General features: G+C 63.3%; 26 protein-coding genes and 1 tRNA gene. 10 read left to right on the forward strand and 17 right to left on the reverse strand.

Annotation, left to right across the window (positions count from 1 at the left end; translation table 11 throughout):
• The first annotated feature begins 8 nt into the window (after positions 1–8).
• Positions 9–1,178, forward strand: a complete 1,170-nt coding sequence (locus tag LMTR13_RS38095; protein ID WP_065732223.1) for a TAXI family TRAP transporter solute-binding subunit — start codon at positions 9–11, stop codon at positions 1,176–1,178.
• A 10-nt stretch (positions 1,179–1,188) separates the two neighbouring features.
• Here the strand turns inward: LMTR13_RS38095 and LMTR13_RS38100 are convergent, their stop codons facing one another.
• Both LMTR13_RS38100 and LMTR13_RS38105 read right to left on the reverse strand, forming a co-directional pair.
• Positions 1,189–1,575, reverse strand: coding sequence for a YkvA family protein (locus LMTR13_RS38100; protein ID WP_065733316.1), 387 nt, complete (start codon positions 1,573–1,575; stop codon positions 1,189–1,191).
• Positions 1,576–1,681: 106 nt separating this feature from the next.
• Entirely contained in the window at positions 1,682–1,987 is a 306-nt protein-coding gene (locus LMTR13_RS38105) for a 4a-hydroxytetrahydrobiopterin dehydratase (RefSeq protein WP_065732224.1), read from the reverse strand.
• Positions 1,988–2,215: 228 nt separating this feature from the next.
• Between LMTR13_RS38105 and LMTR13_RS38110 the strand changes: the two genes are divergently transcribed.
• Positions 2,216–3,646, forward strand: coding sequence for a TAXI family TRAP transporter solute-binding subunit (locus LMTR13_RS38110; protein WP_083219392.1), 1,431 nt, complete (start codon positions 2,216–2,218; stop codon positions 3,644–3,646).
• Between the two features lie 90 nt (positions 3,647–3,736).
• A complete protein-coding gene (locus tag LMTR13_RS38115) occupies positions 3,737–5,323 on the forward strand; it encodes an alkaline phosphatase D family protein (protein WP_065732225.1) in 1,587 nt (528 codons plus the stop codon).
• Positions 5,324–5,345: 22 nt separating this feature from the next.
• Here LMTR13_RS38115 and LMTR13_RS38120 read toward each other — a convergent pair whose 3' ends face one another.
• Positions 5,346–5,726: a response regulator gene (locus LMTR13_RS38120; protein ID WP_065732226.1), complete on the reverse strand. Its 381-nt coding sequence runs from the start codon at positions 5,724–5,726 to the stop codon at positions 5,346–5,348.
• A gap of 228 nt (positions 5,727–5,954) precedes the next feature.
• Between LMTR13_RS38120 and LMTR13_RS38125 the strand changes: the two genes are divergently transcribed.
• The 3 genes from LMTR13_RS38125 to LMTR13_RS38135 all read left to right on the forward strand — a co-directional run bounded on the left by LMTR13_RS38125 (position 5,955) and on the right by LMTR13_RS38135 (position 10,119).
• Entirely contained in the window at positions 5,955–6,689 is a 735-nt protein-coding gene (locus tag LMTR13_RS38125) for a Crp/Fnr family transcriptional regulator (protein ID WP_418219745.1), read from the forward strand.
• 244 nt (positions 6,690–6,933) lie between these two features.
• The gene (typA, locus tag LMTR13_RS38130) at positions 6,934–8,760 is read left to right on the forward strand and encodes a translational GTPase TypA (RefSeq protein ID WP_065732228.1); all 1,827 of its coding nucleotides are present in this window, start codon (positions 6,934–6,936) and stop codon (positions 8,758–8,760) included.
• Positions 8,761–8,862: 102 nt separating this feature from the next.
• Complete coding sequence (locus tag LMTR13_RS38135) at positions 8,863–10,119, forward strand: flavin monoamine oxidase family protein (RefSeq protein ID WP_065732229.1); 1,257 nt, start codon at positions 8,863–8,865, stop codon at positions 10,117–10,119.
• A gap of 140 nt (positions 10,120–10,259) precedes the next feature.
• Here LMTR13_RS38135 and LMTR13_RS38140 read toward each other — a convergent pair whose 3' ends face one another.
• The 4 genes from LMTR13_RS38140 to LMTR13_RS38155 are packed head-to-tail and all read right to left on the reverse strand — an operon-like array spanning position 10,260 to position 13,360.
• Entirely contained in the window at positions 10,260–10,667 is a 408-nt protein-coding gene (locus LMTR13_RS38140) for a thiol-disulfide oxidoreductase DCC family protein (RefSeq protein ID WP_065732230.1), read from the reverse strand.
• Positions 10,668–10,677: 10 nt separating this feature from the next.
• Positions 10,678–11,997: an SDR family oxidoreductase gene (locus LMTR13_RS38145; protein ID WP_065732231.1), complete on the reverse strand. Its 1,320-nt coding sequence runs from the start codon at positions 11,995–11,997 to the stop codon at positions 10,678–10,680.
• Between the two features lie 5 nt (positions 11,998–12,002).
• A complete protein-coding gene (locus LMTR13_RS38150; protein WP_065732232.1) occupies positions 12,003–12,470 on the reverse strand; it encodes a DUF2269 family protein in 468 nt (155 codons plus the stop codon).
• Complete coding sequence (locus LMTR13_RS38155) at positions 12,467–13,360, reverse strand: alpha/beta hydrolase family protein (RefSeq protein WP_065732233.1); 894 nt, start codon at positions 13,358–13,360, stop codon at positions 12,467–12,469. The genes LMTR13_RS38150 and LMTR13_RS38155 overlap by 4 nt, the downstream gene beginning before the upstream one ends.
• Before the next feature lie 283 nt (positions 13,361–13,643).
• Here LMTR13_RS38155 and LMTR13_RS38160 point away from each other — a divergent pair, with 283 nt between their 5' ends.
• Both LMTR13_RS38160 and ppa read left to right on the forward strand, forming a co-directional pair.
• Complete coding sequence (locus tag LMTR13_RS38160) at positions 13,644–14,153, forward strand: GNAT family N-acetyltransferase (protein WP_065733318.1); 510 nt, start codon at positions 13,644–13,646, stop codon at positions 14,151–14,153.
• 99 nt (positions 14,154–14,252) lie between these two features.
• On the forward strand, positions 14,253–14,783 hold the full coding sequence (gene ppa, locus LMTR13_RS38165) for an inorganic diphosphatase (RefSeq protein WP_065732234.1): 531 nt from the start codon (positions 14,253–14,255) through the stop codon (positions 14,781–14,783).
• A gap of 84 nt (positions 14,784–14,867) precedes the next feature.
• Here ppa and folD read toward each other — a convergent pair whose 3' ends face one another.
• From folD to LMTR13_RS38180, 3 genes are all read right to left on the reverse strand, one after another.
• The gene (gene folD / locus LMTR13_RS38170) at positions 14,868–15,752 is read right to left on the reverse strand and encodes a bifunctional methylenetetrahydrofolate dehydrogenase/methenyltetrahydrofolate cyclohydrolase FolD (protein WP_065732235.1); all 885 of its coding nucleotides are present in this window, start codon (positions 15,750–15,752) and stop codon (positions 14,868–14,870) included.
• An 84-nt stretch (positions 15,753–15,836) separates the two neighbouring features.
• Positions 15,837–16,154, reverse strand: coding sequence for a DUF167 domain-containing protein (locus LMTR13_RS38175; RefSeq protein ID WP_065732236.1), 318 nt, complete (start codon positions 16,152–16,154; stop codon positions 15,837–15,839).
• A 30-nt stretch (positions 16,155–16,184) separates the two neighbouring features.
• Entirely contained in the window at positions 16,185–16,475 is a 291-nt protein-coding gene (locus tag LMTR13_RS38180) for a YggT family protein (RefSeq protein ID WP_065732237.1), read from the reverse strand.
• 183 nt (positions 16,476–16,658) lie between these two features.
• Between LMTR13_RS38180 and LMTR13_RS38185 the strand changes: the two genes are divergently transcribed.
• Positions 16,659–16,734 (forward strand) — tRNA-Ala (locus LMTR13_RS38185).
• A gap of 137 nt (positions 16,735–16,871) precedes the next feature.
• On the opposite strand, the gene LMTR13_RS38190 is transcribed toward LMTR13_RS38185, so the two are convergent.
• The 4 genes from LMTR13_RS38190 to LMTR13_RS38205 form a co-directional block, all read right to left on the reverse strand.
• Positions 16,872–17,684 carry an enoyl-CoA hydratase gene (locus tag LMTR13_RS38190; RefSeq protein WP_065732238.1) on the reverse strand — a complete coding sequence of 271 codons (813 nt, stop codon included), beginning with the start codon at positions 17,682–17,684 and terminating at the stop codon, positions 16,872–16,874.
• 113 nt (positions 17,685–17,797) lie between these two features.
• Positions 17,798–18,598, reverse strand: a complete 801-nt coding sequence (locus LMTR13_RS38195; protein ID WP_065732239.1) for a glutamine amidotransferase — start codon at positions 18,596–18,598, stop codon at positions 17,798–17,800.
• A gap of 166 nt (positions 18,599–18,764) precedes the next feature.
• Positions 18,765–19,544 (reverse strand): SDR family NAD(P)-dependent oxidoreductase, encoded by a 780-nt coding sequence (locus tag LMTR13_RS38200; protein ID WP_065732240.1) that lies wholly within the window; start codon positions 19,542–19,544, stop codon positions 18,765–18,767.
• 226 nt (positions 19,545–19,770) lie between these two features.
• Positions 19,771–20,274: a tellurite resistance TerB family protein gene (locus tag LMTR13_RS38205; protein WP_065733319.1), complete on the reverse strand. Its 504-nt coding sequence runs from the start codon at positions 20,272–20,274 to the stop codon at positions 19,771–19,773.
• A 375-nt stretch (positions 20,275–20,649) separates the two neighbouring features.
• Between LMTR13_RS38205 and LMTR13_RS38210 the strand changes: the two genes are divergently transcribed.
• Entirely contained in the window at positions 20,650–21,126 is a 477-nt protein-coding gene (locus LMTR13_RS38210; protein WP_065732241.1) for a cupredoxin domain-containing protein, read from the forward strand.
• 3 nt (positions 21,127–21,129) lie between these two features.
• Here LMTR13_RS38210 and LMTR13_RS38215 read toward each other — a convergent pair whose 3' ends face one another.
• The 3 genes from LMTR13_RS38215 to LMTR13_RS38225 form a co-directional block, all read right to left on the reverse strand.
• Positions 21,130–22,539: an adenylate/guanylate cyclase domain-containing protein gene (locus tag LMTR13_RS38215; protein WP_065732242.1), complete on the reverse strand. Its 1,410-nt coding sequence runs from the start codon at positions 22,537–22,539 to the stop codon at positions 21,130–21,132.
• A gap of 104 nt (positions 22,540–22,643) precedes the next feature.
• Positions 22,644–24,029, reverse strand: a complete 1,386-nt coding sequence (locus LMTR13_RS38220) for a cytochrome P450 (RefSeq protein WP_065733320.1) — start codon at positions 24,027–24,029, stop codon at positions 22,644–22,646.
• Positions 24,026–25,549, reverse strand: a complete 1,524-nt coding sequence (locus tag LMTR13_RS38225; protein WP_197520978.1) for a hydrolase — start codon at positions 25,547–25,549, stop codon at positions 24,026–24,028. The genes LMTR13_RS38220 and LMTR13_RS38225 overlap by 4 nt, the downstream gene beginning before the upstream one ends.
• Between the last annotated feature and the right edge of the window lie 43 nt (positions 25,550–25,592).

Below are 25,592 nucleotides of genomic sequence, written 5' to 3' on the forward strand. Positions count from 1 at the left end.
AGGAACCCATGCGACAGTTACTGGGAATGGTATTGCTTGCCATGACGGTGGCATGCAGCAGTACGGCGGCCAAGGCCGCTGAGACGGAATACGATCCGGCCAAGGTCAGCGAAAGTCTGAAAGCGATTTTCCAGTTTGGTTCGGTCTCCACCAAGCAGGCGCTGAACGCGAACACGGTCACACTGATCTCGGGCACGATCGGCGGCACCTATGTGCAGTTCGGTGCCGACCTCGCTTCCGTGCTCGACGACGGAAACAAGTTGCGCGTACTTCCGATCGTCGGGCGCGGCTCCGTGCAGAGCGTGGCCGACATCCTGTTCCTGCAGGGCGTCGACCTCGGCATCGTGCGCGCCGACACGCTCGACTATCTCGAAAAGAAGGGCTTTGCGAAGGACATCAAGAAGCAGTTCACCTATGTGACCAAGCTTTTCAATGAGGAGATGTACGTCCTCGCGCCGAAATCGGTGACCAACATCAGCCAGCTCAGCGGCAAGAGGGTCAGTGTCGACCTTCCCAATGGCGGCACCTTCGTGACCGCGGCGATCGTGTTCGAACGGCTCGGCCTCAAGCCTAACTTCCACTACATCGAACAGCGCATAGCGATGGAGAAATTGAAAAACGGCGAACTCGATGCCGTGATCGTCTGCGGCGGCAAGCCGTACAAGTCCGTCAGCAACTTCAAGGACGACCGCTTCCATCTGGTTCCGGTCGAATATGCAAAGCCGCTGCAGGGCGACTATTTGCCGGCCACCCTGACCTCGAAGGACTATCCCAACCTGATCGCCGAAGGCGCGAAGGTCGATACCATTGCCGTGCCTGCGGTGCTCGCGGCCTACAACTGGGCGCCCAATACCGACCGCTACCGCAAGCTGGCCCAGTTCGTGGACGCCTTCTTCACGAAGTTTCCGAAATTCCAGAACCCGCCGTTCCATCCGAAGTGGAAGGAGGTCTCGCTCTCGGCGCCGCTCCCTGATTGGCAGCGTCTGCCGGTTGCCGAGCAATGGCTCAAGACCCATAACGTCGAGGCCGTGTCGCGCGCCAGGTTCGATGAATTCCTGAAGCAGAGTCCGACGACCGCGGCGAGTGTCAAGACCGACGCGGACAAGGAGGCGCTCTTCAAGCAATTCCAGGCGTGGGAAGCGGAGCGAAGCACAAGGGCGCAGGTTCACTCGCGCTAGCTGAGCGTCGCTATTCCGTCATTTCGGCAGCGTCGATCCCGCGCTTCAGCGCAGCGCGGGCGGCAGCGCGATGCTCCTCGGTGATGTGGCTCGCGACCATGCGGATGGCAGCGGCGAGCACCGCGGCATCATCGGTAAAGCCGAGCAATGGTAGTACGTCGGGCATGAAATCGAACGGCAGGATGAAATAGGCGACGGCACCGAGCAGGGACGCCTGCACGTGACGCGGCGTCTCCTTGTCGAATGCACAATAGTAAGCGGCGAGCAAATCCTCGGCGAAGGGAAGCTGCGCCACCACCTGCTTGAGTTTGATCCAGAAGCGCCGGCGCACGCTCTCGCGGTCCTGCGCCAGCCGGTCGGCTGGCTCAAAACCCACGGTGTGATCGGACGATGCCATCGCGGGGCTCCCCTTGCATCCGGCGCGGCAGATCGCCGCGGCCAACATGTATGAATGAAGAATTGGTGATGTCCGCCCCACCCCGCAAGATCGCGGCGAGGCGACCTCAGGCGACGCCCAATTGCCCGGCGATGGCGTTCATGGCCTTGGCCAGATCGATATCACGCCTGGTGACGCCGCCGGCGTCATGGGTGGCCAGCACCACTTCCACCGTCTTGTAGACGTTCTTCCATTCCGGGTGATGGTCGTTCTTTTCGGCCACGAGGGCAGCGCGGGACATGAAACCGAAGGCTTCGTTGAAGTCCTTGAAAGTGAAGGTGCGCGCAATCGCCTCACGGCCGGCCGTTTCCGACCATCCAGGCAGTTCCACCAGCGCCGATTTTCGCGCTTCCGCCGACAGTCGTTCCGCCATGATCGCCTCCGCACTTGAATCTGCATGTCTACCCTAACACCCAAGCTAACACTCATGGCCGCTTCGGGGATCCCATGCCCATGATAGGCAAGCAAAGCGCGTCCGACGACGGCCCGGACGCCGGTAACCATGACAGAGATGTAACAAAGGTTCCCCCGGAAAATTTGCTAGAATGCGCACCGAAGCGTGCCGGCTGCGTGAAGATTCCACTCAAACGTACGGGGATTGATGACCGACGGCCCCCATTCGGCGGAAACGCCGGCCGCACCCTCGCCCCGCTCTGCGAAACGACGGCTGACATTCGTGACGCTGGCCGGCGTGCTGGCCGTCGTCGGCGCGCTGGCGGCCGGGTATTACTTTGCGATGAGGCCAGTGACGCTGCGGATCGCGGTCGGCCCTGCCAACAGCGACGATCTCAAGGTCGTTCAGAATCTGGCGCAGGCCTTCAATAATCCTCAAAACAGCCAGGTCCGGCTGCGTCCGGTGCAAACTGACGGCGCACTCACGAGCGCCAATCTGCTCGGCGAAGGCAAAGCTGATCTCGCCATCATCCGCGGCGATCTCGATGTGCCGAAGAACGCGCAAGCCGTGGCAACGCTGCGCAAGAACGTCGCGGTGCTATGGGTGCCGTCAGCCGGCAAGGCCAGGGCTGGGAAGGACAAGAAGGCCGCGCCCGAAATCACGAAGATTACACAGCTCGCCGGCCGTCGCATCGGCGTGGTCGGCCGCACCCAGGCCAATGTCAATTTGCTCAAGGTGATCCTGCGGCAATACGGCGTCGATCCCGGCAAGGTCGAGATCGTTCAGTTTCCTGCCAACGAGGCCGCGGAAGCCATTCGCAACCAGAAGGCGGATGCCTATCTCGCGGCCGGCCCGGTCAACAGCAAGATCACTTCGGACGCGATCGCGGCTTCCGCGCGAGACGGCGGCACGCCGAAATTCCTGGCGATCGATTCGGCGGAGGCGATTGCGCAGAACCACCCCGCCTATGAGGCTTCCGAAATTCCCGCCGGGACCTTTGGCGGCGCGCCGGACAAGCCCGAGGCTGAGGTCAAGACCATCAGCTTCGCCCATCACATCGTGGCGCGCAGAGGCATACCGGAATCGACCATCGCCGCCTTTACCCGCCAACTGTTCGCCATCCGGCAAAACCTGAAGAACGAATTTCCGCTCACCGCAAAGATCGAGACGCCCGACACCGACAAGGACGCCACGATTCCCGTGCATCCCGGCGCCGCCGCCTTCGTCGACGGCGAGGAAAAGACCTTTCTCGACCGCTACAGCGATTACATCTGGTGGGCGTTGATGGCGATGTCGGCGATGGGTTCCGCCGGCGCGTGGTTTGCCGGCTATCTCAAGAAGGACGAGCGCAACGTCAATACATCGCAGCGCGACCGGCTTCTCGATATGCTCAGCGCCGCCCGCCAATGCGATTCGATGGACGAACTCGACCAGATGCAGGCGGAAGCCGACGACATTCTGCGCCACACGCTGCTGTGCTACGAACACGGCACGATCGAGGAAGGCACGCTGACCGCGTTCAACATCGCGATCGAGCAATTCCACAACGCGGTCGCGGACCGCAAGGCGCTGTTGCTGAGCATGCCGCAAAACCTGCAACGCGCGAGCGCGCAATTCCGCGCGGCCGGCAACGCCTGAGCAGACGATCCGGCAATCGAACCGTCATCAATTCTTTCCCGGTCTGGCGGTACTACATTGCACCAACGCCAGCTCCGGAAAGAAGACCGCATGAGGTTCAGCAATCCCCGCAGCATTTGCCGTCACGATATCCGCGGAATTTCGCGGCGCCGTTTCCTGGCCGCCGCGGGCGCAGGCGCCATCGGCGTCATTGCAGCGCCTTATCTCAGCCGCGCCGCGGACAGGCCCGTGGTCACCTCCGGCGTGCAGTCGGGCGATGTCGGCGCTGACGGCGGCGTGGTATGGGCCCGCACCGACCGGCCCTCGCAAATGCTGGTCGAGGTCGCCACCAACGAATCCTTTGCCAACGCACGGGCTTTGCCGCCGATCGCAGCGCTGCCCGAAAGCGACTTCACCGCGAAAATGCTGCTGGAGAACCTGCCTGCCGGACAGGAGATCTTCTATCGCGTCCGGTTTTGCGACCTCGCCCATACCGGCATCGAAAGCGAGCCGGCGGTCGGGCGGTTCCGGACGGCGCCGGCCGACCGCCGCGACGTCAGTTTCGTTTGGGGTGGCGATGTTGCCGGACAGGGCTGGGGCATCAACCCGGATGACGGCGGCATGTTCACCTTCGCCACCATGCGCAAGCATCGCCCGGATTTCCTGCTGCACTCGGGCGATACCATCTATGCCGACGGCCCGATCAAGGGCGAGGTGACGCTTGCCGACGGCAAGGTGTGGAAGAACGTGACGACGCCTGAGAAAGCAAAGGTCGCAGAGACGCTCGACGAATTTCGCGCCGCGCACAAGTACAATTTCATCGACGAGCATGTGCGCGCGTTCAATGCCGAGGTGCCGGTCTTCGTGCAGTGGGACGACCACGAGGTGGTCAACAACTGGTCGTCGTCCAAGGAGCTGCCTGCCGCCTACAAGGAGCGCAACGTCGCCCTGCTCGCCGCCCGCTCGGCGCGCGCCTTCCACGAGATGTATCCGATCCGCGCGAGCATCACGGAGCCGGGGCGGATCTACCGCACGCTGCATTATGGTCCGCATCTCGACGTGTTCATGCTGGACGAGCGCAGCCATCGCGGACCGAACGGCCCGAACCAGGAGACGACCTACGGGCCGGAAAGCTTCTTTCTCGGGCCGGCGCAACTCGCGTGGCTGAAACGGGAGCTGTTGAATTCGCGCGCCACCTGGAAGGTGATCGCATCCGACATGCCGCTCGGCCTCATCGTCTATGACGACGCGCGCAACAAGAAGGGCTCGGAGGCCGCAGCCCAAGGCGACGGCCCGCCGCGCGGCCGCGAGCTGGAGATCGCCGATCTCCTGCGTTTCATCAGGACTTCAGGCGTCGTCAACACCGTGTGGCTGACGGCGGACGTGCACTACGCCGCCGCGCATTACTACAATCCCGACAAGGCGCAGTTTGGGGAATTCGATCCGTTCTGGGAGTTCGTCGCCGGACCACTGCACGCCGGCACGTTCGGCCCGAACGACCTCGACAACACCTTCGGTCCCGAGGTGAAGTTCATCAAGGCGCCGGGGCCCGGCTATCAAAACCTTCCGCCGTCGGCCGGCATGCAGTTCTTCGGCCATGTCAGGATCGACGGCGGCAGCGGGCAGATGACGGTGACCTTACGCGACCGCGCCGATGTTGCGCTGTGGTCGACAACGCTCGATCCCAGGCCCGTGTGATTGCCGCGCCGGCGGCAACCGTTCAAGGCATGACGCGGCAGTTCTTCAGCAGCGCCTCAAGCGCTTCGGTCGAACAGGGTTTTGGCAGCCGCGGCTTCGCCGCGAATGCCGCCGGCAGCGTGGCATCCGCGCCATAGCCGGTGACGAAGGCAAACGGAATCTTCAGCACCTCCAGCCGTTCGGCGACGGCAAAGCTCTTTTCGCGGATAAGGCTGACGTCGAGCAGCGCAAATTCCGGCGGCCGATGGGCGATCAATTCGAGCGCCTTGGCCACGTTCGCGGCGATCCGCACCGTCTTCACGCCAAACCCCAGAATCGTGTCTTCGAAATCGAGTGCGATGATTGGATCGTCTTCGACGACCAGCACGTCGCGGGGCATGCCGTCATGGGAGGCGCGGTCCATGTTCTCGCCAGTTCAAGCTTCAAAAATTTTGATCAGGAACCCGGGCCGAAGCTCCGGGAGACTGGACGGGCGGCCGATGCCTGTGAAAGCGCACCTGCCGGTTCCGGAACCGAAACCATCACATGTCCGTTCTAACGTCTGTCCACTTGTGCACATATCGGCGGCAGCAAACACATTATTGTCGCTTGGAGGGAACGAGGAACTTCCATGCTCACGCGACGAAACGGGATGGCCGGCGAGCGGCCATTCAACAATCTGCTGCGCCGTTTGAATGACGCCGATTTCGCGTTGATTGAACCGCATCTCGTCGCGGCCGACGCTGATCCGAATGATGTGCTCTACAACCCCGGCGATAATGTCGAGACGGTCCATTTTCCCTGCGGCCCCAGCCTTGTCTCCTACATGGTAGCCAACGAGGATGGCCGCGATGTTGAAACCGTTCTGATCGGCCGCGAGGGTGCGGTCGGGGGCATCGTCAGCCAGGGCTATCTTCCCGCCTACACCCGCATCTCGGTCAAATTCGCGGGGCCGTTCGTGCGGCTGCCCGTTGGCAAGCTCGATGCGGCCAAATCGAAGTCTCGCACGCTGAGCAACGTTTTCGCACGCTATGCGGATTGCATGCTGGCGCAGATCTTCCAGTCCACCGCCTGCAACGCGATCCATTCGATTGAACAGCGCACCGCGAAATGGATGATTTCGGCGATGGAACGCACGGATGGCGAGGACGTCGTACCGCTGACTCATGAGCAACTGGCGACCCTGCTCGGCGTCGGCCGCTCCTACACCAGCCGGGTTATTCAGACTTTCAGGGTGGAGGGCACGCTGGAAACGCGCCGTGGGTCGATTCTCGTCCGTAACCGGGATGCGCTGCGGAACCGGTCCTGCCGCTGTAACGAGGCGGTCAAAGCCCATTTTGACGAGGTTTTGCGCGGGGTCTATCCAGACCCCGAAAAGGGCAACTGAGCCCGGCGCCACGGCCAAATTCGGCTAACCAAATGCCAAACCAACCATTGTTTTTTGGCGTTTTCTGAATATATTGCGCCGCAACGCGTAAGGTGTGCCCGGTCCTTTTGGCCGGGCTTCCTTTTTGGGGCCGGGTTTCAGCCACGGCCCTGTTCGCATTCCAGGCTTTGAGGGCGATCCGGAAAAGTGGGTCCCGGTTTTCCGGTGAGATCGCGCCTCCACATGCACGACCAGAAGAAGAGCCATGAACCTTCGTAACGTCGCCATCATCGCCCACGTCGACCACGGCAAGACCACCCTCGTCGACCGTCTGCTGCAGCAATCCGGTACCTATCGCGAGAACCAGAAGGTTACCGAGCGCGCGATGGACTCCAACGACCTGGAGCGCGAGCGCGGCATCACCATTCTGGCCAAGGCCGCCTCGGTGCAGTGGAAGGACACCCGCATCAACATCGTCGACACCCCCGGCCACGCCGATTTCGGCGGCGAAGTCGAACGCATCCTGAACATGGTCGATGGCGCGCTGGTGCTGGTCGACGCCGCCGAAGGCCCGCTGCCGCAGACCAAGTTCGTGGTCTCGAAGGCGCTCAAGGTCGGGCTGAAGCCGATCGTCGTCATCAACAAGGTCGACCGTCCCGATGCGCGTCCGACCGAAGTCATCAACGAGGTGTTCGACCTGTTCGCGGCGCTCGACGCCAGCGAGGAGCAGCTCGATTTCCCGATTCTTTACGGATCGGCCAAGCAGGGCTGGATGGCCGATAGCCCCGATGGCTCCCACGATGCCGGCATGCAGCCGCTGTTCGACCTGATCGTGCGCCATGTCGCGCCGCCGAGCGTCGAGCAGGGCCCGTTCCGGATGATCGGCACCATTCTGGAAGCCAACCCCTATCTCGGCCGCATCATCACCGGCCGCATCACCTCGGGCGCGATCAAGCCGAACCAGCAGGTGAAGGTGCTCGGCGCCGATGGCAAGACCATCGAGCAGGGTCGTATCACCAAAATCCTCGCCTTCCGCGGCATCGAGCGCACCCCGCTGGATGAAGCCGAAGCCGGCGACATCGTCGCGATTGCGGGCCTGACCAAGGGCACCGTCGCCGACACGTTCTGCGATCCCTCCGTCGAGACGCCGCTGCAGGCGCAGCCGATCGATCCGCCGACGGTATCGATGTCGTTCATCGTCAATAACTCCCCGCTCGCCGGCACCGAAGGCGACAAGGTGACGAGCCGCATGATCCGCGATCGCCTGTTGCGCGAAGCCGAAGGCAATGTCGCGTTGCGCGTGGTCGAGGCCGCCGACAAGGACTCCATGGAAGTGTCCGGCCGTGGCGAATTGCAGCTCGCGATCCTGATCGAGACCATGCGCCGCGAGGGCTTTGAGCTTTCGGTGTCGCGCCCGCGCGTGGTGCTGCAGAAGGACGAAGCCACCGGCCAGTGGCAGGAGCCGATCGAGGAAGTCGTGATCGACGTCGACGAGGAGCATTCCGGCGTCGTCGTGCAGAAGATGAGCGAGCGCAAGGCCGAGATGATCGAGATGCGGCCCTCCGGCGGCAATCGCCTGCGGCTGGTGTTCTACGCGCCGACCCGCGGCCTGATCGGCTACCAGGGCGAATTGCTCACCGACACCCGCGGCACCGCGATCATGAACCGCCTGTTCCACGGCTACGCCCACTACAAGGGCGACATCCAGGGCCGCCGCAACGGCGTCTTGATCTCGAACGACCAGGGCGAGGCGGTGGCTTACGCGATGTTCAAGCTGGAAGACCGCGGCCCGATGATGATCGAGCCGGGCTGGAAGGTCTACAAGGGCATGATCGTCGGCGAACACACCCGCGACAACGATCTCGAGATCAACGTGCTCAAGGGCAAGCAGCTCACCAACATCCGCACCACCTCCAAAGACGAAGCGGTGCGCCTGACGCCGCCGATCAGGATGACGCTGGAAAAGGCGTTGGCCTATATCGAGGACGACGAGCTGGTCGAGGTGACCCCGAAGTCGATCCGCCTGCGCAAGAAGTTCCTGGACGCCAACGACCGCAAGCGCGCGGAAAAGGCCAAGGAAGCGGTAGCGTAATCTAGGCGAACAGCGAATGGGGAGTAGCGAATAGGGGCGTTCCCGTTACGGCTACTTTCCGATACCCTACTCGCTATTCGCCCTTCGCTATTCGCCGGTCACATGCCTTTCCCCGCAGAGATAGATGTCGCCATCATCGGTGCCGGCGCCGCAGGCCTCGGCGCGGCGAATGCACTGAAAAATTCCGGCCTCTCTGTCCTCGTGCTGGAAGCGCGCGACCGGCTCGGCGGACGCGCGCACACCATCATGGCCTCGCCTGACGTCACCTTCGACGTCGGCTGCGGCTGGCTGCATTCGGCGGATGAGAACTCCTTCGTCAAAATCGCCGAACAGCTCGGTTTCGAGATCAACAGGTCGCTGCCGCCATGGCGCGAGCGCGCTCACGGCAAGGCGTTCCCGCAAGCCGAGCGCGACGACTTCATGCGCGCGCTCAATGCGTTCTACGACCGCGCCGAAGTAGCGGCGGCGGAAGCCGAGAAGGATGGCCGCGACTGCGCCGCAAGCCTTTATCTTGAGCCTGGCAATCGCTGGAACCCGATGATCGATGCGATCTCGACTTACGTCAACGGCTGCGAGCTCGACCAGGTCTCCATCCTCGACATGGACGCCTATGAAGATACCGACATCAACTGGCGCATTCGCCGCGGCTATGGCGCGCTCATTGCTGCCTATGGTGCATCATGTCCCGTGGCGCTCGATTGCGCGGTGACGCTGATCGATCATTCCGGCGCGCGCGTCCGCATCGAGACATCGCGCGGCACGCTGACCGCCGGCAAGGTGATCGTCACCGTGCCGACCAGCCTGATCGCCGACGAGGCGATCCGCTTTCAGCCGCCGTTGCCGCAAAAGGTCGATGCCGCGCGCGGCCTGCCGCTTGGCCTCGCCGACAAGGTGACGCTGGCAGTGGATGAGCCGGAGGCGCTGCCCGTCGAGGGCAATCTGCGCGCCGCCACCATGCGCACCGAAATGGGTACCTATCACATCCGACCGTTCGGCCAGCCCTGCATCGAGGGCTTTTTCGGCGGCCGTTTCGCGCAGTCGCTGGAGGACGCCGGCCCCGGCGCGCTCGCCGCAGCAAGCATCGACGAGATCGTCTCGATCCTCGGCAACGATTTTCGCCGCAAGCTGAAGCCGCTCGCGGAATCTCGCTGGGCGCATGACCCCTTCGCCCGCGGCTCCTATTCGCATGCGCTGCCGGGACATGCGGGGGATCGCGAGGTGCTCGCCGCACCGGTCGACGGCCGGCTGTTCTTTGCAGGCGAAGCGACGTCGCCGGAGTTCTTCTCGACCGCGCATGGGGCAAGGGATTCGGGTGAGCGAGCGGCCGTAGAAGTGTTGGCGGCTTCCGTGAAGCGCTGATCGTCGCCCCGTCATTGCGAGGAGCGCAGCGACGAAGCAATCCACTCTTCCTTTTCGGAGAGGCATGGATCGCTTCGCCGAAGCCGGTCATCGGGCGCGCATTCGCGCAACCCGTTGGCTCGCAATGACGGTGGGAATTCCTACTCCATCACCCTCGCCCGCATCTCTGCGTCCGGCACGAAGCATTCATCGTACTTCCCGAATATCCGATAGCGGTTTTTCGCCACGAGGCTGTACACCGCGTCGCGTAGCGGCTTCGGTACAGCAAACAGCACGCGCGTCCATCGCCAGCCCGGCAGCATGCCGAGTACTGTCAAAGCGGCGTCCGATTTGAGATACGCGACACCTCCATGCACAACCGCATTGGTGTCGGGATCGTTGGGATCGATGCCAAACGTCTGCGCCAGTCGCGCCCCGTAGGCCGACTGGATCGCGGTGAAACGAAACCTCCGCTCGACGTCGCGTTTCGCCACGAAGCGGACCCAGCGCGAGCAGAAGACGCAGACGCCGTCATAAAGGATCACGTCATCGTCGGGCCAATGGCTCACAGGTTTGGGCTCATCGGTTATCCAGCGTCAATAGCGCCACCAGCATCAGCACGATCGCAGGTCCCGTCTTCACCAGCGCGCCGAGCGGCTCGATCCAGAGGTCCGGCGTCAGGATGGCGGCGCCGATCATATAGCCGAGCGAGGCAATGATACCCGCGATCAGGCCAAATGCCGAGGTGCGGCGGAACGCGATCAGCACGCCGATGCTCATGTCCATCAGGCTAGTACCCACCGTGATCGGGCCGACGAGCGACGGCGGAAAACCGTGGCTGCGCAGGATTCCGGCCGCCGCGTCATAGGAAATCACCAACGCAATGAAACCGGAGACGACCCAGAACAGCACCAGGCTTGCGATCATCAGGGGCTTGATCGGGAACAGCCGGGCAAACCATTTATCCTGGATGGTCGCGACGCGTCTTCCGGCCATTTGCCTGATCGTCTTCGGTATGATGCCGGTGGCGGTCATCCAGCCCGCGGGGCTGCCGCTGACGCCGCGCCGCAGCTCCGCGATCGCCGTGGTCCGCATCGGCGGCATCCAGCCGAGCAAACTCGTGAGGTCGCCGAGCCTGGCGCCGAGATCGAGCAGGAACGCCGGCATCACAATGCGCCACCATTTGCCGGTGCCGAACACCTCGCGAAATTGATCGATCACGTCGCCGAGCGTGACCGGCTGCTCCTGCATCAGGTCCCACGTCACCGCGTTCGCCTCGCCCGGATCGCGCGCGGCAAGCCAGGCGATGGTCGCCGCGATATCCTCCATGGCGACCGGCTGGAATGGCGTCAGCCGTTCGGCGGGCGAAAGATCGATCGGAAGTGCTGCGACCGAGCGCAGCATAGCGCTGCCGCCATAGGCGGCCAATGCCACCACGAAACCCGGCCGCAGGATCGTGTAGGGGACGCCGGAATCGGCGATCAGCCGTTCGGCCTCGCGCTTGGTGGTGCTGAAGGGGGTAGCGTCGGTCTCGGCGACACCGGGAATCGAGATATGCACCAGCCGGATCGCGAGGCGACTTTCGCGGATCGCCTGCAACAGCCGCGCGACGAATTCGCGATGCACGGCGGCCGTGTCGCTGCCGGGGCCGTCCTGCAGCACGCCGACGCAATTGACGACGACGCCGATGCCTTGATCGCGCAGCAGGCGCGCCAGTGCTTCCGCATCCATCGACATGAGGGGCAGTTCGAGATCGGGCGCACCGTTCTTCTGCGAAGCGGACAATTTGCGGGCGACTCCGACCACGCGAAATCCCCTCCCCCGCAGATCCTCGGTGACGAAGCGGCCGATCAGGCCGGAGGCGCCGAGCACGAGGATTTTTCGGATGTCGGCGTCCATGCTGCCTAGAACGGTTTGGCGATCATCAGCCAGAGAATAGCCATGACCGAGCAAAACCCGGGAATCCCGAACAGAAACCAGCGGTGGAAAAGTGCGAAGTAGCGCGGCGGCAGCTCCTGATTGTGCCCCGCCGCCTTGCGCGCGAGATCGCGCATTTCGATCTGCATGAAGACGACCGGTACCCAGAACAGCCCCGCGACCGCATAGAGCCCGAGCGAGATCATCAGCCAACGCTCGCTCCACGCGGTGGAGGACAGCCACATCAGCGCGCCACCGCTCACCGGCTGCAGCAGCACCGCCGTTAGCGTGAACAGCATGTCGGCGAGCACGACGGTCTCTGCCGTGCGCACGATGAACGCCACGTCCCGGCTGCGATGGGCCATCAGCATGAAAAATGCGATGCCGGCGCCGGTGCCGAGAATGACGATCGCGCCGAGTACATGGAGATACTTGGCGAGGAAATACAGCGTCATCGCTTGGTCGCCGGGGTACGGGACCGCGCCTTCAAGGCACGATCGAGTTCAGGTCCGGCAAGGAGTACGCCGCCGCCAGTTTCCACCAGCCAGTGGCCTTCACTGCCATGGGCCGGCAGCACGCGAAAATCGGCCTTGCCGCCGGCGGCGCGAAACGCATCGACCAGTTGACGCGAGAATGCCGGCGAAAAGTAGCTGTCGTTGGCGGCCACCAGCCAGGTCACCTTGACGCGTGCGGCCTTGCCGAATTCGCCCGCGGCAGCCACCAGCGTGTGCGGCGCACAGACCCGGCTGGGAAAATCATTGGCATGCCCGCCGCGCCCGGGCGCGAACGCGATGATGGCGGCAACGTTCTCTTCGCCGGCCAGCGCCAGCGCACCCCAGGCCCCGGCCGAATGGCCGATCGCGACCATGCCCTCGGCGCGGATGAAAGGCTGCTTGCGCATGAAGCCGGCGGCAGCGGCGATCGCATCCGCCACGGCGCGGCCAGACCTGGCGTAATCAGCCTCGTCGCAGCCGCCCTGATCCTCGAGGTATTTGCCGCCCGTCGCGCCGTGGCCCGGCCGTTCGGGAACCAGCACGGCAAATCCGCGCGTCACCAGCCATGCAGCGAGTGCGCGGTATTCGGGTTGCGGCATCTGCGCCCGCCGCAAAACGTTCTGGGTGGAGGCGTGCGCGATCACGGCAAGCGGAAACGGTCCCTCGCCCGGCGGCCGAAACAGCACCGCACGCGCTGCCGTTGCTGAATCGGGCGAAGGTACCAGCCATTGCTGCAGCCGGTGATGCTCGCCTTCCCCACTTTGCGGGCCGAAGCCAGACTGCGCGGCGGCCGCCCGCACGCCGAGCGCGGCAAGGATGGCGACTACGAAAACCAGTCTTGGCGGATGCATGGATGGGCCCGACGCAACCGAGGGAGGGTGTTGCGAGTAACCAACAGAATACCGCTGCCGAATCAACACCAGCACATTTTCCGTTACCGGAATTGGCGGAGAACGCTCGGCAGACCACTCCAGGGATATTTTTCCCTCCATTGCCCGGGCAAAACGCGGGCGAAGCAACACTCTGTCCTCTTTCGGCACAGAAGCGTGAACAACTGATGCAGAAAATCCACAGGTTAACCGATAATTAACGATGGACCTTGAAGCCGGCCCGCCGACTTGCTTTGATCAGGATATGAGCACAACCCTGATCGAGGTTCGACCGGCCAAGGCTGCGGACGCAGCCGCGGTGGCGTCTACCCATGATGAAGCCTGGCGCTCCGCCTATCAGGGCATCATTCCCGGCGCCGAGCTCGAAAAACTCATCAACCGTCGCGGCCCGCAGTGGTGGGACAGTGCGATTCGCAAAGGCAGCCGCGTCAGCGTGCTGGTGTTCGGCGACAAGGTCGCGGGCTACGCCAATTACGGCCGCAACCGCGCCCGCAGCCTGCATTTCGAAGGCGAGATCTACGAGCTCTATCTGCGGCCGGAATTCCAGGGTCTCGGCTTCGGCCGCCGCCTGTTCACTGCCGCCCGGCGCGATCTGATGCAGAGCGGATTGAAGAGCATGGTGATCTGGGCGCTGTCCGACAACGATCCGGCGACGGAATTCTACCGCGCGCTCGGCGGCCGCATGGTGGCCCGCTCCTCGGAGAAGTTCGGGGCCAAATCGCTCGATAAGGTCGCTTTCGCCTGGAGCAACTGAAGCTATTTCAGGCTTTTCCCTGCTCGGCTGCGGGTCTAAAGGGACCCTGACGCGCGCCTGATTCCTGGCGCGTCCCTTTAACGCCAAGCGGAGCCCCTTATGCGCATTGACGCCATCTCGATCGGAGTAAATCCGCCACACGACGTCAACGTCATCATCGAGGTGCCGGTCGGCGGCGAGCCGATCAAATATGAGATGGACAAGGAAGCCGGCACGCTGGTGGTCGATCGCTTCCTCTATACGGCGATGCGCTATCCCGGCAATTACGGCTTCATCCCGCACACGCTGTCCGGCGACGGCGACCCCTGCGACGTGCTGATTGCCAATACCCGCGCGATCGTGCCGGGCGCCGTGATGAGCGTGCGGCCGGTCGGTGTGTTGCTGATGGAAGATGAAGCCGGCGGCGACGAGAAGATCATCGCCGTGCCGTCTTCGAAGCTGACCCAGCGCTACGACAAGGTCCGGAACTACAGCGACCTGCCCGACATTACGCTGCAGCAGATCCAGCACTTCTTCGAGCACTACAAGGATCTCGAGAAGGGCAAATGGGTGAAGGTGCTGCGCTGGTGCGGCGCAGAGGACGCCCACCGCCTGATCCTGGAAGGCATCGAGCGCGCGAAGAAGAAGTAGGCTTTTTCAGCGCGTCGCGGTCGACGACGAGGTGATGTCATTCCGGGGCGATGCGTCAGCATCGCCCCGGAATGACGGTAACACCTACACCGCCGGCTTCGGCAGCCCGTGAAGTGCACAGGCGGCGCGCAGCGTGTTGACCAACAGACATGCCACCGTCATCTGCCCGACGCCGCCGGGCACCGGCGTAATCGCGCCGGCGACCTCCGATACTTCCTTGAACGCGATGTCGCCGACCAGCCGGGTTTTGCCATCGGCTATAGGCAGGCGGTTGATGCCGACATCGATCACGGTGGCGCCCGGCTTGATCCAGCCGGCGCGCACCATCTCGGGCTTGCCGACCGCGGCATAGACCAGATCGGCGCGGGCGCAGAGTTGCGGCAGGTCCTTTGAGCGCGAATGTGCGATCGTCACCGTCGCATTTTCATTCAGCAGCAATTGCACCAGCGGGCGGCCGACCAGGTTGGAGCGGCCGATGACGATCGCATTCATGCCTTCGAGCGAGGCATGCACGCTCTTGGTCAGGATGATGCAGCCCAGCGGCGTGCACGGCGACAGCGCAGCAAAGCCGCCGGCCAGCCGCCCGGCATTGTTGGGATGCAACCCGTCGACGTCCTTGGCGGGATCGATCGCGTTGATGATGGTTTCGGTGTGAAGCGATTTCGGCAGCGGCAACTGCACGAGAATGCCGTGTACCGTGGGATCGCGGTTGAGTTTTTCGATCAGCGCCAGCAGGTTGGCCTGCGCGACGTCGGCGGGCAGTTTGTGCTCGAACGAGGCCATGCCGGCGGCCTGGGTCTGGGTGTGCTTGCTGCGGACATAGACCTCGCTGGCGGGGTCATTGCCGACCAGCACCACCGCAAGGCCCGGCGTGACCTGATGCTCGCGCTTGACCCGCGCGACCTCTTCCGCGACACGGGCGCGAAGCTCCGCCGCAATGACCTTTCCGTCGATGATGCGTGCCGTCATCTCAATCCTTCGTCTTCGCTTTGACGCATGATCTTTTCGGAAAACCGGGTCCCACTTTGCGCTAACGCGGCCTCCGGCTCCGGATCATGCTTTGGCGGCGGCTACCTTTCGCAGCGTTTCGCCGAGAATTTTGGGATCGCCATCAATGGCGACCTGCTTGAGGCGCGACGTCATGCCCGACAGGATCTTCACCCTCGCCTTCGGGACGCCGAGCACCTTCGCCAGCAGTTCCGTGACCGCGCGGTTTGCCTCGCCGCCGTCGGCGATGGCGCGGACGCGAACCTTGACCACCGAGCGGCCGTTGGCGAGCGTCTCAATGCCATCGATATCGTCGCGGCCGCCGCGCGGTGTCACCCGCAGCGCGACACTGATGCCGTCGGTGGAGTAGCGCCAGGGATCCATCGGGCATCCATCAGCTGTCGGTGCTCGCGATCAGACGACGTTGGGATAGACGTAGTAGAGAATCACCCGCTGCATGAACATGATGATCAGGATCAGGATAATCGGTGAGATATCGAGGCCGCCCAGATTGGGCATGAACCGGCGGATCGGCGCCAGCGCCGGCTCGGTGATCCGGTACAGGAACTCGGCCACCGCCGCGACGAACCCGTTGCGCGTGTTCACGACATTGAAGGCGATCAGCCAGGACAGGATGGCCGCAGCGATCAAGAGCCAGACATAGAGGTCAAGGACGATGATGACGATGTCGAGGATGGCGCGCATGTGAGGGGAGCTCGCGAGGAGGGATAAGCAGCTAGATATCGGTTCATCCCCTCGCAAACAAGGGAAGTTCCCGGCAAAATGACGCCAAAATCGGCGCTTTCACCGTTCTTGACTTGGCCTTGGGCCGGACTGTAAATGGCGCCGATTGTCGGCTGTTTCGGGTCAGTTCGAAGCGGTCGCGACGGGGCCATAGCTCAGCTGGGAGAGCGCGTCGTTCGCAATGACGAGGTCGGCGGTTCGATCCCGCCTGGCTCCACCAGCCTTCGCTTGCTTCGCAAGCTACGGCTCGGCAAGCCAAGCCGTGCCCCATCGTAGCGAAGCAAGCGAAGGCTGCCGCGGCGTAGCCCGATGGGCGAAGCCGGGCCTAGGCAAAGCCTACTGCAGCCCACTCCCCCCTCACCTCCCCGTAAACCGCGGCGGCCGCTTCTCGACAAAGCTCGCTACGCCCTCCCGGAAATCGCTCCCCTTCAGCGCGATCTGCATTTCGCGGTTGGCGTCGATGGTGGCTTCCGCCAGCGTCTGGAACGGCACGTCGTAGAGCTGGCGCTTGATTACCGAAATCGCGCTCGGCGAGACGAAATCGGCGAGATCGCGCGCGTAAGCGTACGTCTGCTCGCGCAACTGATCCGGCGGATAGAGCCGGGTGACCAGCCCGATGCGCAGCGCTTCCTCGCTTGAGACCCGCCGCGCCGACATCAGCAAATCCAGCGCATTGGCGTGGCCGACGATGCGCGGCAGCATCCAGCTAATGCCGTGCTCGGCAATCAGCCCGCGGCGCGCGAACGAGGTGGTGAAGACGGTATTGTCGGCCGCAAAGCGCAGGTCGCAATAGAGCGCGTGGACCAGGCCGATACCGGCGGTGGCGCCGTTTAGCATGCCGATCACCGGTTTCGGGATCGCCGGATAATAGGCGTAGCGCGTCTGCCAGTCCGCCCGGCGGTTCATGTCGAACGGCGGCGTGTTTTCGCCGCGCCTGATCTCGCTGGGATCGATCGCCTGCAACGCCTCCATATCAGCACCGGCGCAGAAGGCGCGGCCGGCGCCGGTGAGCACGATGACGCGGACATTGTCGTCGGCGCTGGCAGCCTCCATGGCATGACGCACGTCGCGCTCCATGGTCGCGGTCCACGCGTTCATGCGGTCGGGGCGATTGAGCGTGATGGTCGCGATCCTGTCGCTCACCTCGTAGAGAATATGCTGATAGGTCACCGCGGGTCTCCCTGTCGTTCTTGTCATTGCCGTGCGGGCTCAGGAGCGCGACACTATCACATCGGCGGTCTTGGAAAGACGTTCGGACGCGCGGATGAAATTCCGCGTGGCGGCTATTCGGCTGCTTCCAGCAGAACCGCGTGCGGCGCGCGCACGATCCAGCCTGCAATGAAATTATTCAGCCACGCCCGCTCAACCACGTCGTGCACGGCACGGCCTTCGAAGTGAAGGTGACGCGGCTGCGCGCCCGGCGAATCCATCCGCACGCATCCGCGCGTGGTCCAGCGATGCATCATGGCGTAGGTGACGTCGGGATGAAACTGGACACCGAACGCGTGACCGTGCTGAAACGCCTGCACCGGAAAATCATCGCCTTCGGCGAGCAGTTCGGCGCCATCGGGCAGTTGAAATCCTTCGCCGTGCCAATGGTAGACGCGCTCCGGCCAGTCCGAACAGAGCGCGTGACCGGCCGCGGTCGGGCGGATCGGATAGTAACCGACCTCGACCCGGCCTTCATGATGCGGCGCGACCTGCGCGCCCAATTGTTTGGCAAGCATCTGCGCACCCAGGCAGATGCCGAGAAACGGCCGCCGCTCGCGCAAGGGAATTTCGATCCAGTCGATCTCGCGGCGGACATAATCGTCGGGGTCGTTGGCGCTCATCGGGCCGCCGAAGACGACTGCGCCGGCATGCCGGTCCAGCGTTTCCGGCAAGGGGTCGCCGAACCGCGGACGCCTGATATCGAGGGGATAGCCGAGCGCGCGCAGGGCATTGCCGACGCGGCCGGGTGTCGAGCTGTCCTGGTGGAGAACGATCAGAACGGGTGACAGGGATGCGGCGTCAGGCGCAACCAGCGCCCTTCGGCCCGGAAGGGGCACGATGTTGTCGCTATTTTTGCTCGACCGGAACGACATCGACGTTGCTCAGGTGCCTCAGACCGAAACCATACCTAAGTGAGTCTTAATTTCGCGTGAGTTCACGCACGCATCCAAAAATGCAAGCAAGCCGTGGGCCAGATGCGATCAGCGCGCCCGATCGCGGTGCGAACGGACACGAACACCGGAAAAACCCGGGTTTTCTTCAGCGCTGGCGTAGCTGGAAGCGCCCGACTGCCCCAAGGATAAAGGAGCGCGGAAACAGCCGGAGCAGGAACGGCACAGTCTTGATGCCGAGGCCCGGCAACACTGCCCGTTTGTTCGCCATCAATCCGCTGTAGGCCTGCTGCGCGACATCGGCCGATGAGACGTTGAGGACCGCCGAATCATAACCGGGATTAAATCCGGCCCGCGCCTGAAATTCCGTAGGTACGGGCCCGGGGCACAACACCGTCACGCGCACGCCATGTGGCGCCAGTTCGGCGCGCATGGCTTCGGTGAACGACAGCACATAGGCCTTGGAGGCGTAATAGACCGCCATGCCCGGCCCCGGCAGAAAGCCGGCGATCGAGCCGACGTTGAGAAGGCCGCCACGATTGCGAATCAGGTGATCGGAAAACCGCAATGACAGGTCGGTCAGCGCGCGGATGTTGACGGCGATGATCTCGAGCTGGTTGGACCGATCGCGCTGGATCGCTCTGCCGAACACGCCAAATCCAGCGTTGTTGACGAGGTATTCGACTTCTACGCCGGCGGCGGTCAAGGCCTCGGCAATCCTGTCGCCGCAGTCCGGTTGCGCAAGGTCGCAGGGAATGACGATCGGCGCCGCGCCGCCGGCCGCCTTGATTTCCTTCGCCAACGCTTCGAGGCGGTCAGCGCGCCGCGCCACAAGCGCCACGCGATGACCCTTCGATGCAAAAACGCGCGCCAGCTCGGTGCCTATGCCCGCCGATGCACCGGTAATCAGCGTCACACGCTCGGTCACGGTCGAATGCTCTTAAATCAAATCAGGGTTATGCTGCAGCACGGAACGAGAGCATAGGCGCGCGGTGTGGCGCAAGCCATCCCCCAAATATGGCGCCATGCGGGCCTGTGTGCTCCACGTGTTGAAGTCTCTATGTTTTCAGGCCTATCGCGCGCTGCCGCAGCCGATTTCCGGCGCACATTAAAGTTTCGTCATCTGCAATGATGCACAACTTCATCACTCACCGTTACAGCGCCGCGTCTTCGGCCTTCGGCGCGCCTTCGGACGAGACCGGCTGCCGGCCAGCCACCCGATGCTTGAGATCGATCCGGTCGCGCGAGGAAATGCCGAGCAGATCGGCTGCGCGCCAGACGACGTTGTCCTCGAACTCGCTGACCTGGCCGTCCGCGTATACCAGTTCCCACATCATCTCGATGATGCGAAGCCGGCCCTCCTCGTTCACCGAACGCATGATGACGCTGGTGAAACGATAGAGATCGACCGCCTCGCCTTCGGCCCGCGTCGCCGACGCGATCAAATGATCCGCCGTGCCGGGATCTAGCTTGAAGCGGCTCTCGATCAAACTGTGCAATTTGCGCTTCTCGATCGCGCTCGGCTCGCCGTCAAGCGAGACGACGTGAACCAGTAGCGCAGTCGCGGCGAGAAGATACCCGGTATCGTCGAACGCAAAGTCCGGATCCGCGTTGGGCGCAACGATGTCGGCAATGAATTGGCGCAGTCCGTCGAGCATCCATCCACCTGCAAATTCGAAGAAGCTGTCGGGCGAATATGGGTCGAAGACCTGGCCTTCGCAATCCGCGCGATGGTTGGCTGACAAGGCATGCAGATTAAATCGGCGTCACGTTGGGTGTGACGGAAATATCTGCGCGAAACCCGGGCATTGCCCAAACCGCCACGGCGAACGGCGCGCCGTCGCTTTCTGTTGGATCGGGTCCGATTCAAGGCATGCGACCTCGCGGCTTCGGGAAGGCGCGGCCTATCGGCCAATGGCCGACTGCGCGATTCGTCGCAGGCCATGAGGGCGACTGTCCAATTGCAAATCATTCGCATTTGCATTAGAGAAAGAACTCGTTGCTTCAACGAGCGATTTTCAAGGGAACCGATCATGACCTCCTTCCGCTTCGCGCTTGGTACTGCCGTTGTGCTGGGAATAGCTTCCGGAGCGGCGCTTGCGGCGGGTGATCTGTCGAAGCAGACGCCGATCGAAATCACCGTCGATCTCGGCTCACCCGGCAAGCACGAATTCGCGCCGAAGCAACTCAAGTTCGAAACCGGCAAGCTCTACAAACTGATCCTGCGCAATTCGAGCAGCGATCCGCACTACTTCACCTCGCACGCGTTCTCGCAGATGGTGTTCACGCGCAAGGCACAGGTGACGCAGCAGCAGAACGGCAAGACCGTCACACTCGCCGAATTCAAGGGCGCGATCCGTGAAATCGAGGTCTATCCGGGACAATCCGCCGAATGGTGGCTGGTGCCGATCGCGGCCGGACGCGCCAGCGATCTCCGCTGCGACATCAAGACTAGCGACGGTAAGACCCACGCCGAACTCGGCATGACCGGCGAGATCGTGATCGAATAGCTATCACGGTATCTCGTACACCATCACCTTGTCGGCGATGCCGCGCAGCGCCGCTTCCTTCTGGATCGGCCTGATCGCCTCTTTCTCCAGAATGGTAGCAACGGCCGGCGATTCGATAATTGGGCCGGTGATGTGGATCTCCTGCGAGGTCGACAGGTGCTGCACCCTTGAAGCGATGTTGACGGTCTGGCCGAAATAGTCCTGCCGCTCGTTCAGCATCACCGCGAGGCATGGCCCCTCGTGGATACCGATCTTGATGATCAGGTCCTCCCGGCCACGCTCGGCATTCAGCGTCGCCATCGCCGCGCGCATGCGCAGGCCCGCAACGATCGCATGTTCGGGCCGGATGAAGGTCGCCATCACGGCATCGCCGATCGTCTTCACCACCGCTCCCTTCTCGGAAGCGATGATTTCGAGCAGCGCATGGAAATGGGCCCGCACCAGGTCGAAGGCGGCGAGATCGCCGACCCGTTCATAGAGCGCGGTGGAGCCCTTCAGGTCCGTGAACAGGAACGTCAGCGAGGTGATCTTGAGGCGCTGATCGACGTTGAGATTATCAGCCTTGAACACATCGCGAAACGTCTGGTTGGACAGCATCCGCTTGGCGGTGAGGATCGGCTTGCGCTTGCCGAGCAGCTCATGGAGCGTATCGTTGGCGACCCAGACCGCGGGCAGCACCCGGTGATCGGTCTGGTTTTCGAGCGACAGGCGGAGCGGTCCCGGCCGCATTACCGTCGAGCCCGTGGGCGCATGCAGCTTGTTGAAGACGATCGAAAATTGCTGCCGCTCGCGGGTTGGTTCGCCCTGGACATCGAAGAAATGCGCCGAATGCGTCACCGGCTCGAACACGATCACGAACTGGTTGGGTAATTGCAGCGACAGGACCGCCTTCTCGCCCGCCGGCAACTCGATCGCTTCGAGCGAAACCTCGTCGATCAGACGATTGATCGACTCCTCGCTCAGGTCCATCCCCGAGCTCCAGAACATCTGGCGGTTATATTCCCAGATCGGCAGCGTGCTGGGATCGTGTGCCGCAATGCGCCTGACGCGCGGGCTGATCGTGAAAGCGACCTCGACGCGGTCGTCGACCGATGCTTCGTAACCCTGGGCGCATAACGCGCAATTATAGTCGTCGTGTCGAAGGGATTTCAGAGTGTTGTGCGCGCCGAGCACGCCGCCGCAGCCGGGACACAGCACGTTCCAGGTGAGATCGAACAGGCCGAGCCTCGCCGAATGCAGAAAGGCTGAAATGACCTTTTCCTCGTCGAGCCCATAGCGCGCGGCAAAATCCAGGAGGTTGATCCGGTTGAGATCGCGGTCCTCGCCCGTGGCGATCAGTTGCGAAATGGCGTCGACCACCGCGGGATCGGCGGTCTGCTTCAAGACTGCGAACTGGGCGTGGGTATCGCTCATGGTGACAACCTAGATGACGCTCCCGAGGCGACTGCGCAAGGTGCGCCTCCTTGTGTGACGTATTTTCTTCGCGCGGACCGGCAGGCCGCCCGATCAAAAAAATACTACCGCGGCGTGATGGCAAACATCGGCGAACGGTCGGGCTGCGTCGTCACCACGCCGATCGGCATTACCGGATCCTTGCCGACCAGCGTGACGCGAAACGCGCCGATCATCTTCGCCAGCGCCAGCGTGGCTTCCACGAGCGCAAAATGCGCGCCGATGCAGACGCGGGCGCCGACGCCGAACGGCAGGTAGGCGAAGCGGTCGGGCGGCGTTGCCGTCATGAAACGGGACGGGATGAAGGCGTTCGGATCGCGCCAGAGTTTTTCGTGCCGATGCAACAGCCACGGCGCGATCAGGATGATGTCCTTCTTCTTGACCGGCAGACCCGCGATGGTATCCGGCCCGATTGCCGCGCGTGCGATCAGGAACGCCGGCGGATAGAGCCGCATGGTCTCGTCGATCACCGCGCGGGTGAATCTCAGCCGCTCGATGTCGTGCGCGCCGTCGACGGTCGCAGTCTGCACTTCGCTCGCCACCTGCTCCTGCGTCGCAGGATCGAGCGCCAGAAGATAAAGCGCCCAGAACAGCGCGGTCGCCGTCGTCTCATGGCCGGCGAGAATCATGGTAGCGACCTGATCGCCGAGCTGCTCGTCGGTGAAGGCTTCGCCAGTTTCCGGATCGCGTGCCTCGCCCATCAGGTCGAACAGGTCGCGCGCCGGCGCGCCCTCTTGCTTGCCGGCAGCGCGGCGCTCGGCCATCAGCATGCCGACGAATGCGGTCCAGCGCTTGCGGAAGCGGCGGCGCGCAATGTCCTGCGGGCTTGGCCAGCTCAGCGGCAACAGCAGATCGAGGAAATGCGGGCGCGCCAGCCGTTCGCCATACTCCATCACGAAATCGCGCAAGGCGGCGCCATGGCGATCCATCCCGAACGAGAACATGGTGCGCCCGGCGATCTCGAGCGCCATCCGCTGCATCGCCTCGCGCAGGTCGACGGGAACATTGCTGGCGGCTCTCAGCTTGGCAACCGTCTCGTCGGTCGCCGCCAGCATGTGCCGAACGAGCGGCATCACTGCACGCGGCGTGAACGCCGGCGCCAGCGTGCGGCGCTGATACTTCCACGCGCGTCCTTCGGCGATCAGCAGACCTTCGCCGAGGATTGGACGCAGCACCCGGATACCGGCCGGCGTGCGCGTATAGTTTTCGTAGTTGTCGACCAGCACATGCTTGATCGCATCCGGCGTGTTGAGAATGAACGTGCTGCGTCCGAAGAAGCGGCCCTGGACGATATCTTCCTCATAGGCGCGCTGGCCCCAGCTACCGATCGGGCTTTCGCGGATCGCCTTCATCCGCCCGAACACCGTCATGTCGTCGGGCGCCCGCGGCGGGCTCGGCGGCACCAATGGTGCTCGCGCAACCGGCATGTCGTAGGCTTCGGCTATGCTCATCGGCGCCACTCTCGTAGCCCGGATGAGCGAGGCGATATCCGGGATCTTTGCCAAGCCCCGCATATCGCTGCGCTCATGCGGGCTACGATCGCATCTAGGTCTCTGATCCAGGCGCCACAAAGGCGCACCTGCAGGAAATAAGTCAGTTCCGCAACTGCAATCCGGTTTTCAGAGGCTGGCCAGGCCCGCGCCACGATTCGCTCCGTATTGAACATGGTCACCACTGGCCTGCCAATCTCCTCTGCCGGAAGCCGCAAGGTCGTGACCGAATCGGTCGGCACGCCGGATTTCACATCCCTTGGCTCCTTGCCGTCGATCAGCACCACGTCCCGCGGCAGGCCGAAATAGCCCCGCGGACGCGACATCAGAACCACGCCGCCCGCGCCGGCATCGGCCGGCCCGAGCGGACGCGCGGCACGCAGATGCACGATGTCGGAGGAGCGCGGAAACGGCGAGCGGTAGAAATGGGTCGTCGGCGACCCCGCCGACGTCAACACGATTTCGAGACACCAGGTAGCCTCGACCCGCGCCGGGCCCCAGCGGCCGTCGGCGCCGGTTTGCGAAACATGGATCGGACCGCCGGTCCGTTCGCCGGTCTCAGGAGAGACGCGATAGATTTCGACCGTAGCGCCGGAGACCGGACGGTTGGTGACGACGCCGCCCGGCGTACCCGTCACGAGCCCGCCCAGTCTGACTTCCGCTTCCGGCACGATCTCGATTCGGGACGGCTCTATGCCAGCGATAAATTTGTAGATCTCGCGAAACGCGCGCGGATGAAAGGCGACCTCGCGATGATCGAGCGCGCCGAGTACCAGATTGGTCGCGCCATTCAGCGCAGGACCATCTGATGTCACGCCGGTCGGCGTGCCCGGCTTGCCGACAAAAAGTCCGTCGGCTTGCGCATATTTGTCGATGCCGTCGCTGCGCAAGGTGAGGAACGCCGTGGCGGGCGTCACCTCGCTTTCGCCCTCGTTCAAGCCGCGCAAGAACGGGCCGCGGCCGTTGAACTCATTGTTGATGCCGCCCTCCCAATCATAGATTCCGTGATTGGGAACGCCGCACAGCACGGCGTGGCTGATGTCGGCCCCGCCGCCATTCCGGATGTAATTGCGGATCGAATAGCCGCCGCGCGAATTACCGACGAGCGCGATGCGCGCCGCACCGGTGCGGCGTTGCAATTCCTTGACGGCCTCGCCGAGCTCGCGGCGCTGGTCTTCGGTCGAGGAACGATTCGGTTGCACTACTTTGTCGTCACTCCGCGCCAGCGGGTCGGTGAAATTGATCGCGAGCATTCGCTCGCGCGGCACGCCGTTCGATTCCATGCGCCACAGCGTGGTGATCCAGAGCGCCGCATGGTCGCCATTGCCATGCACGAACAGGATCGGCGGAATCTCTGACGCGGCTGACGGCGTTGACGCGGTCTGCGCCAGCGCAGAAGAGCTGAGATTGCCGGCGAGATTGCCAGCCAGCAAAGTTAGCGCTCCGGCACCTTTGAGCATCGTTCGCCGCGACAAGCTCATTTTGGTTCTTCTCGTCATCTTTCCGCACCTTAGCTGTGCTCTC

Source organism: Bradyrhizobium icense (assembly GCF_001693385.1).
GTDB lineage: Bacteria > Pseudomonadota > Alphaproteobacteria > Rhizobiales > Xanthobacteraceae > Bradyrhizobium > Bradyrhizobium icense.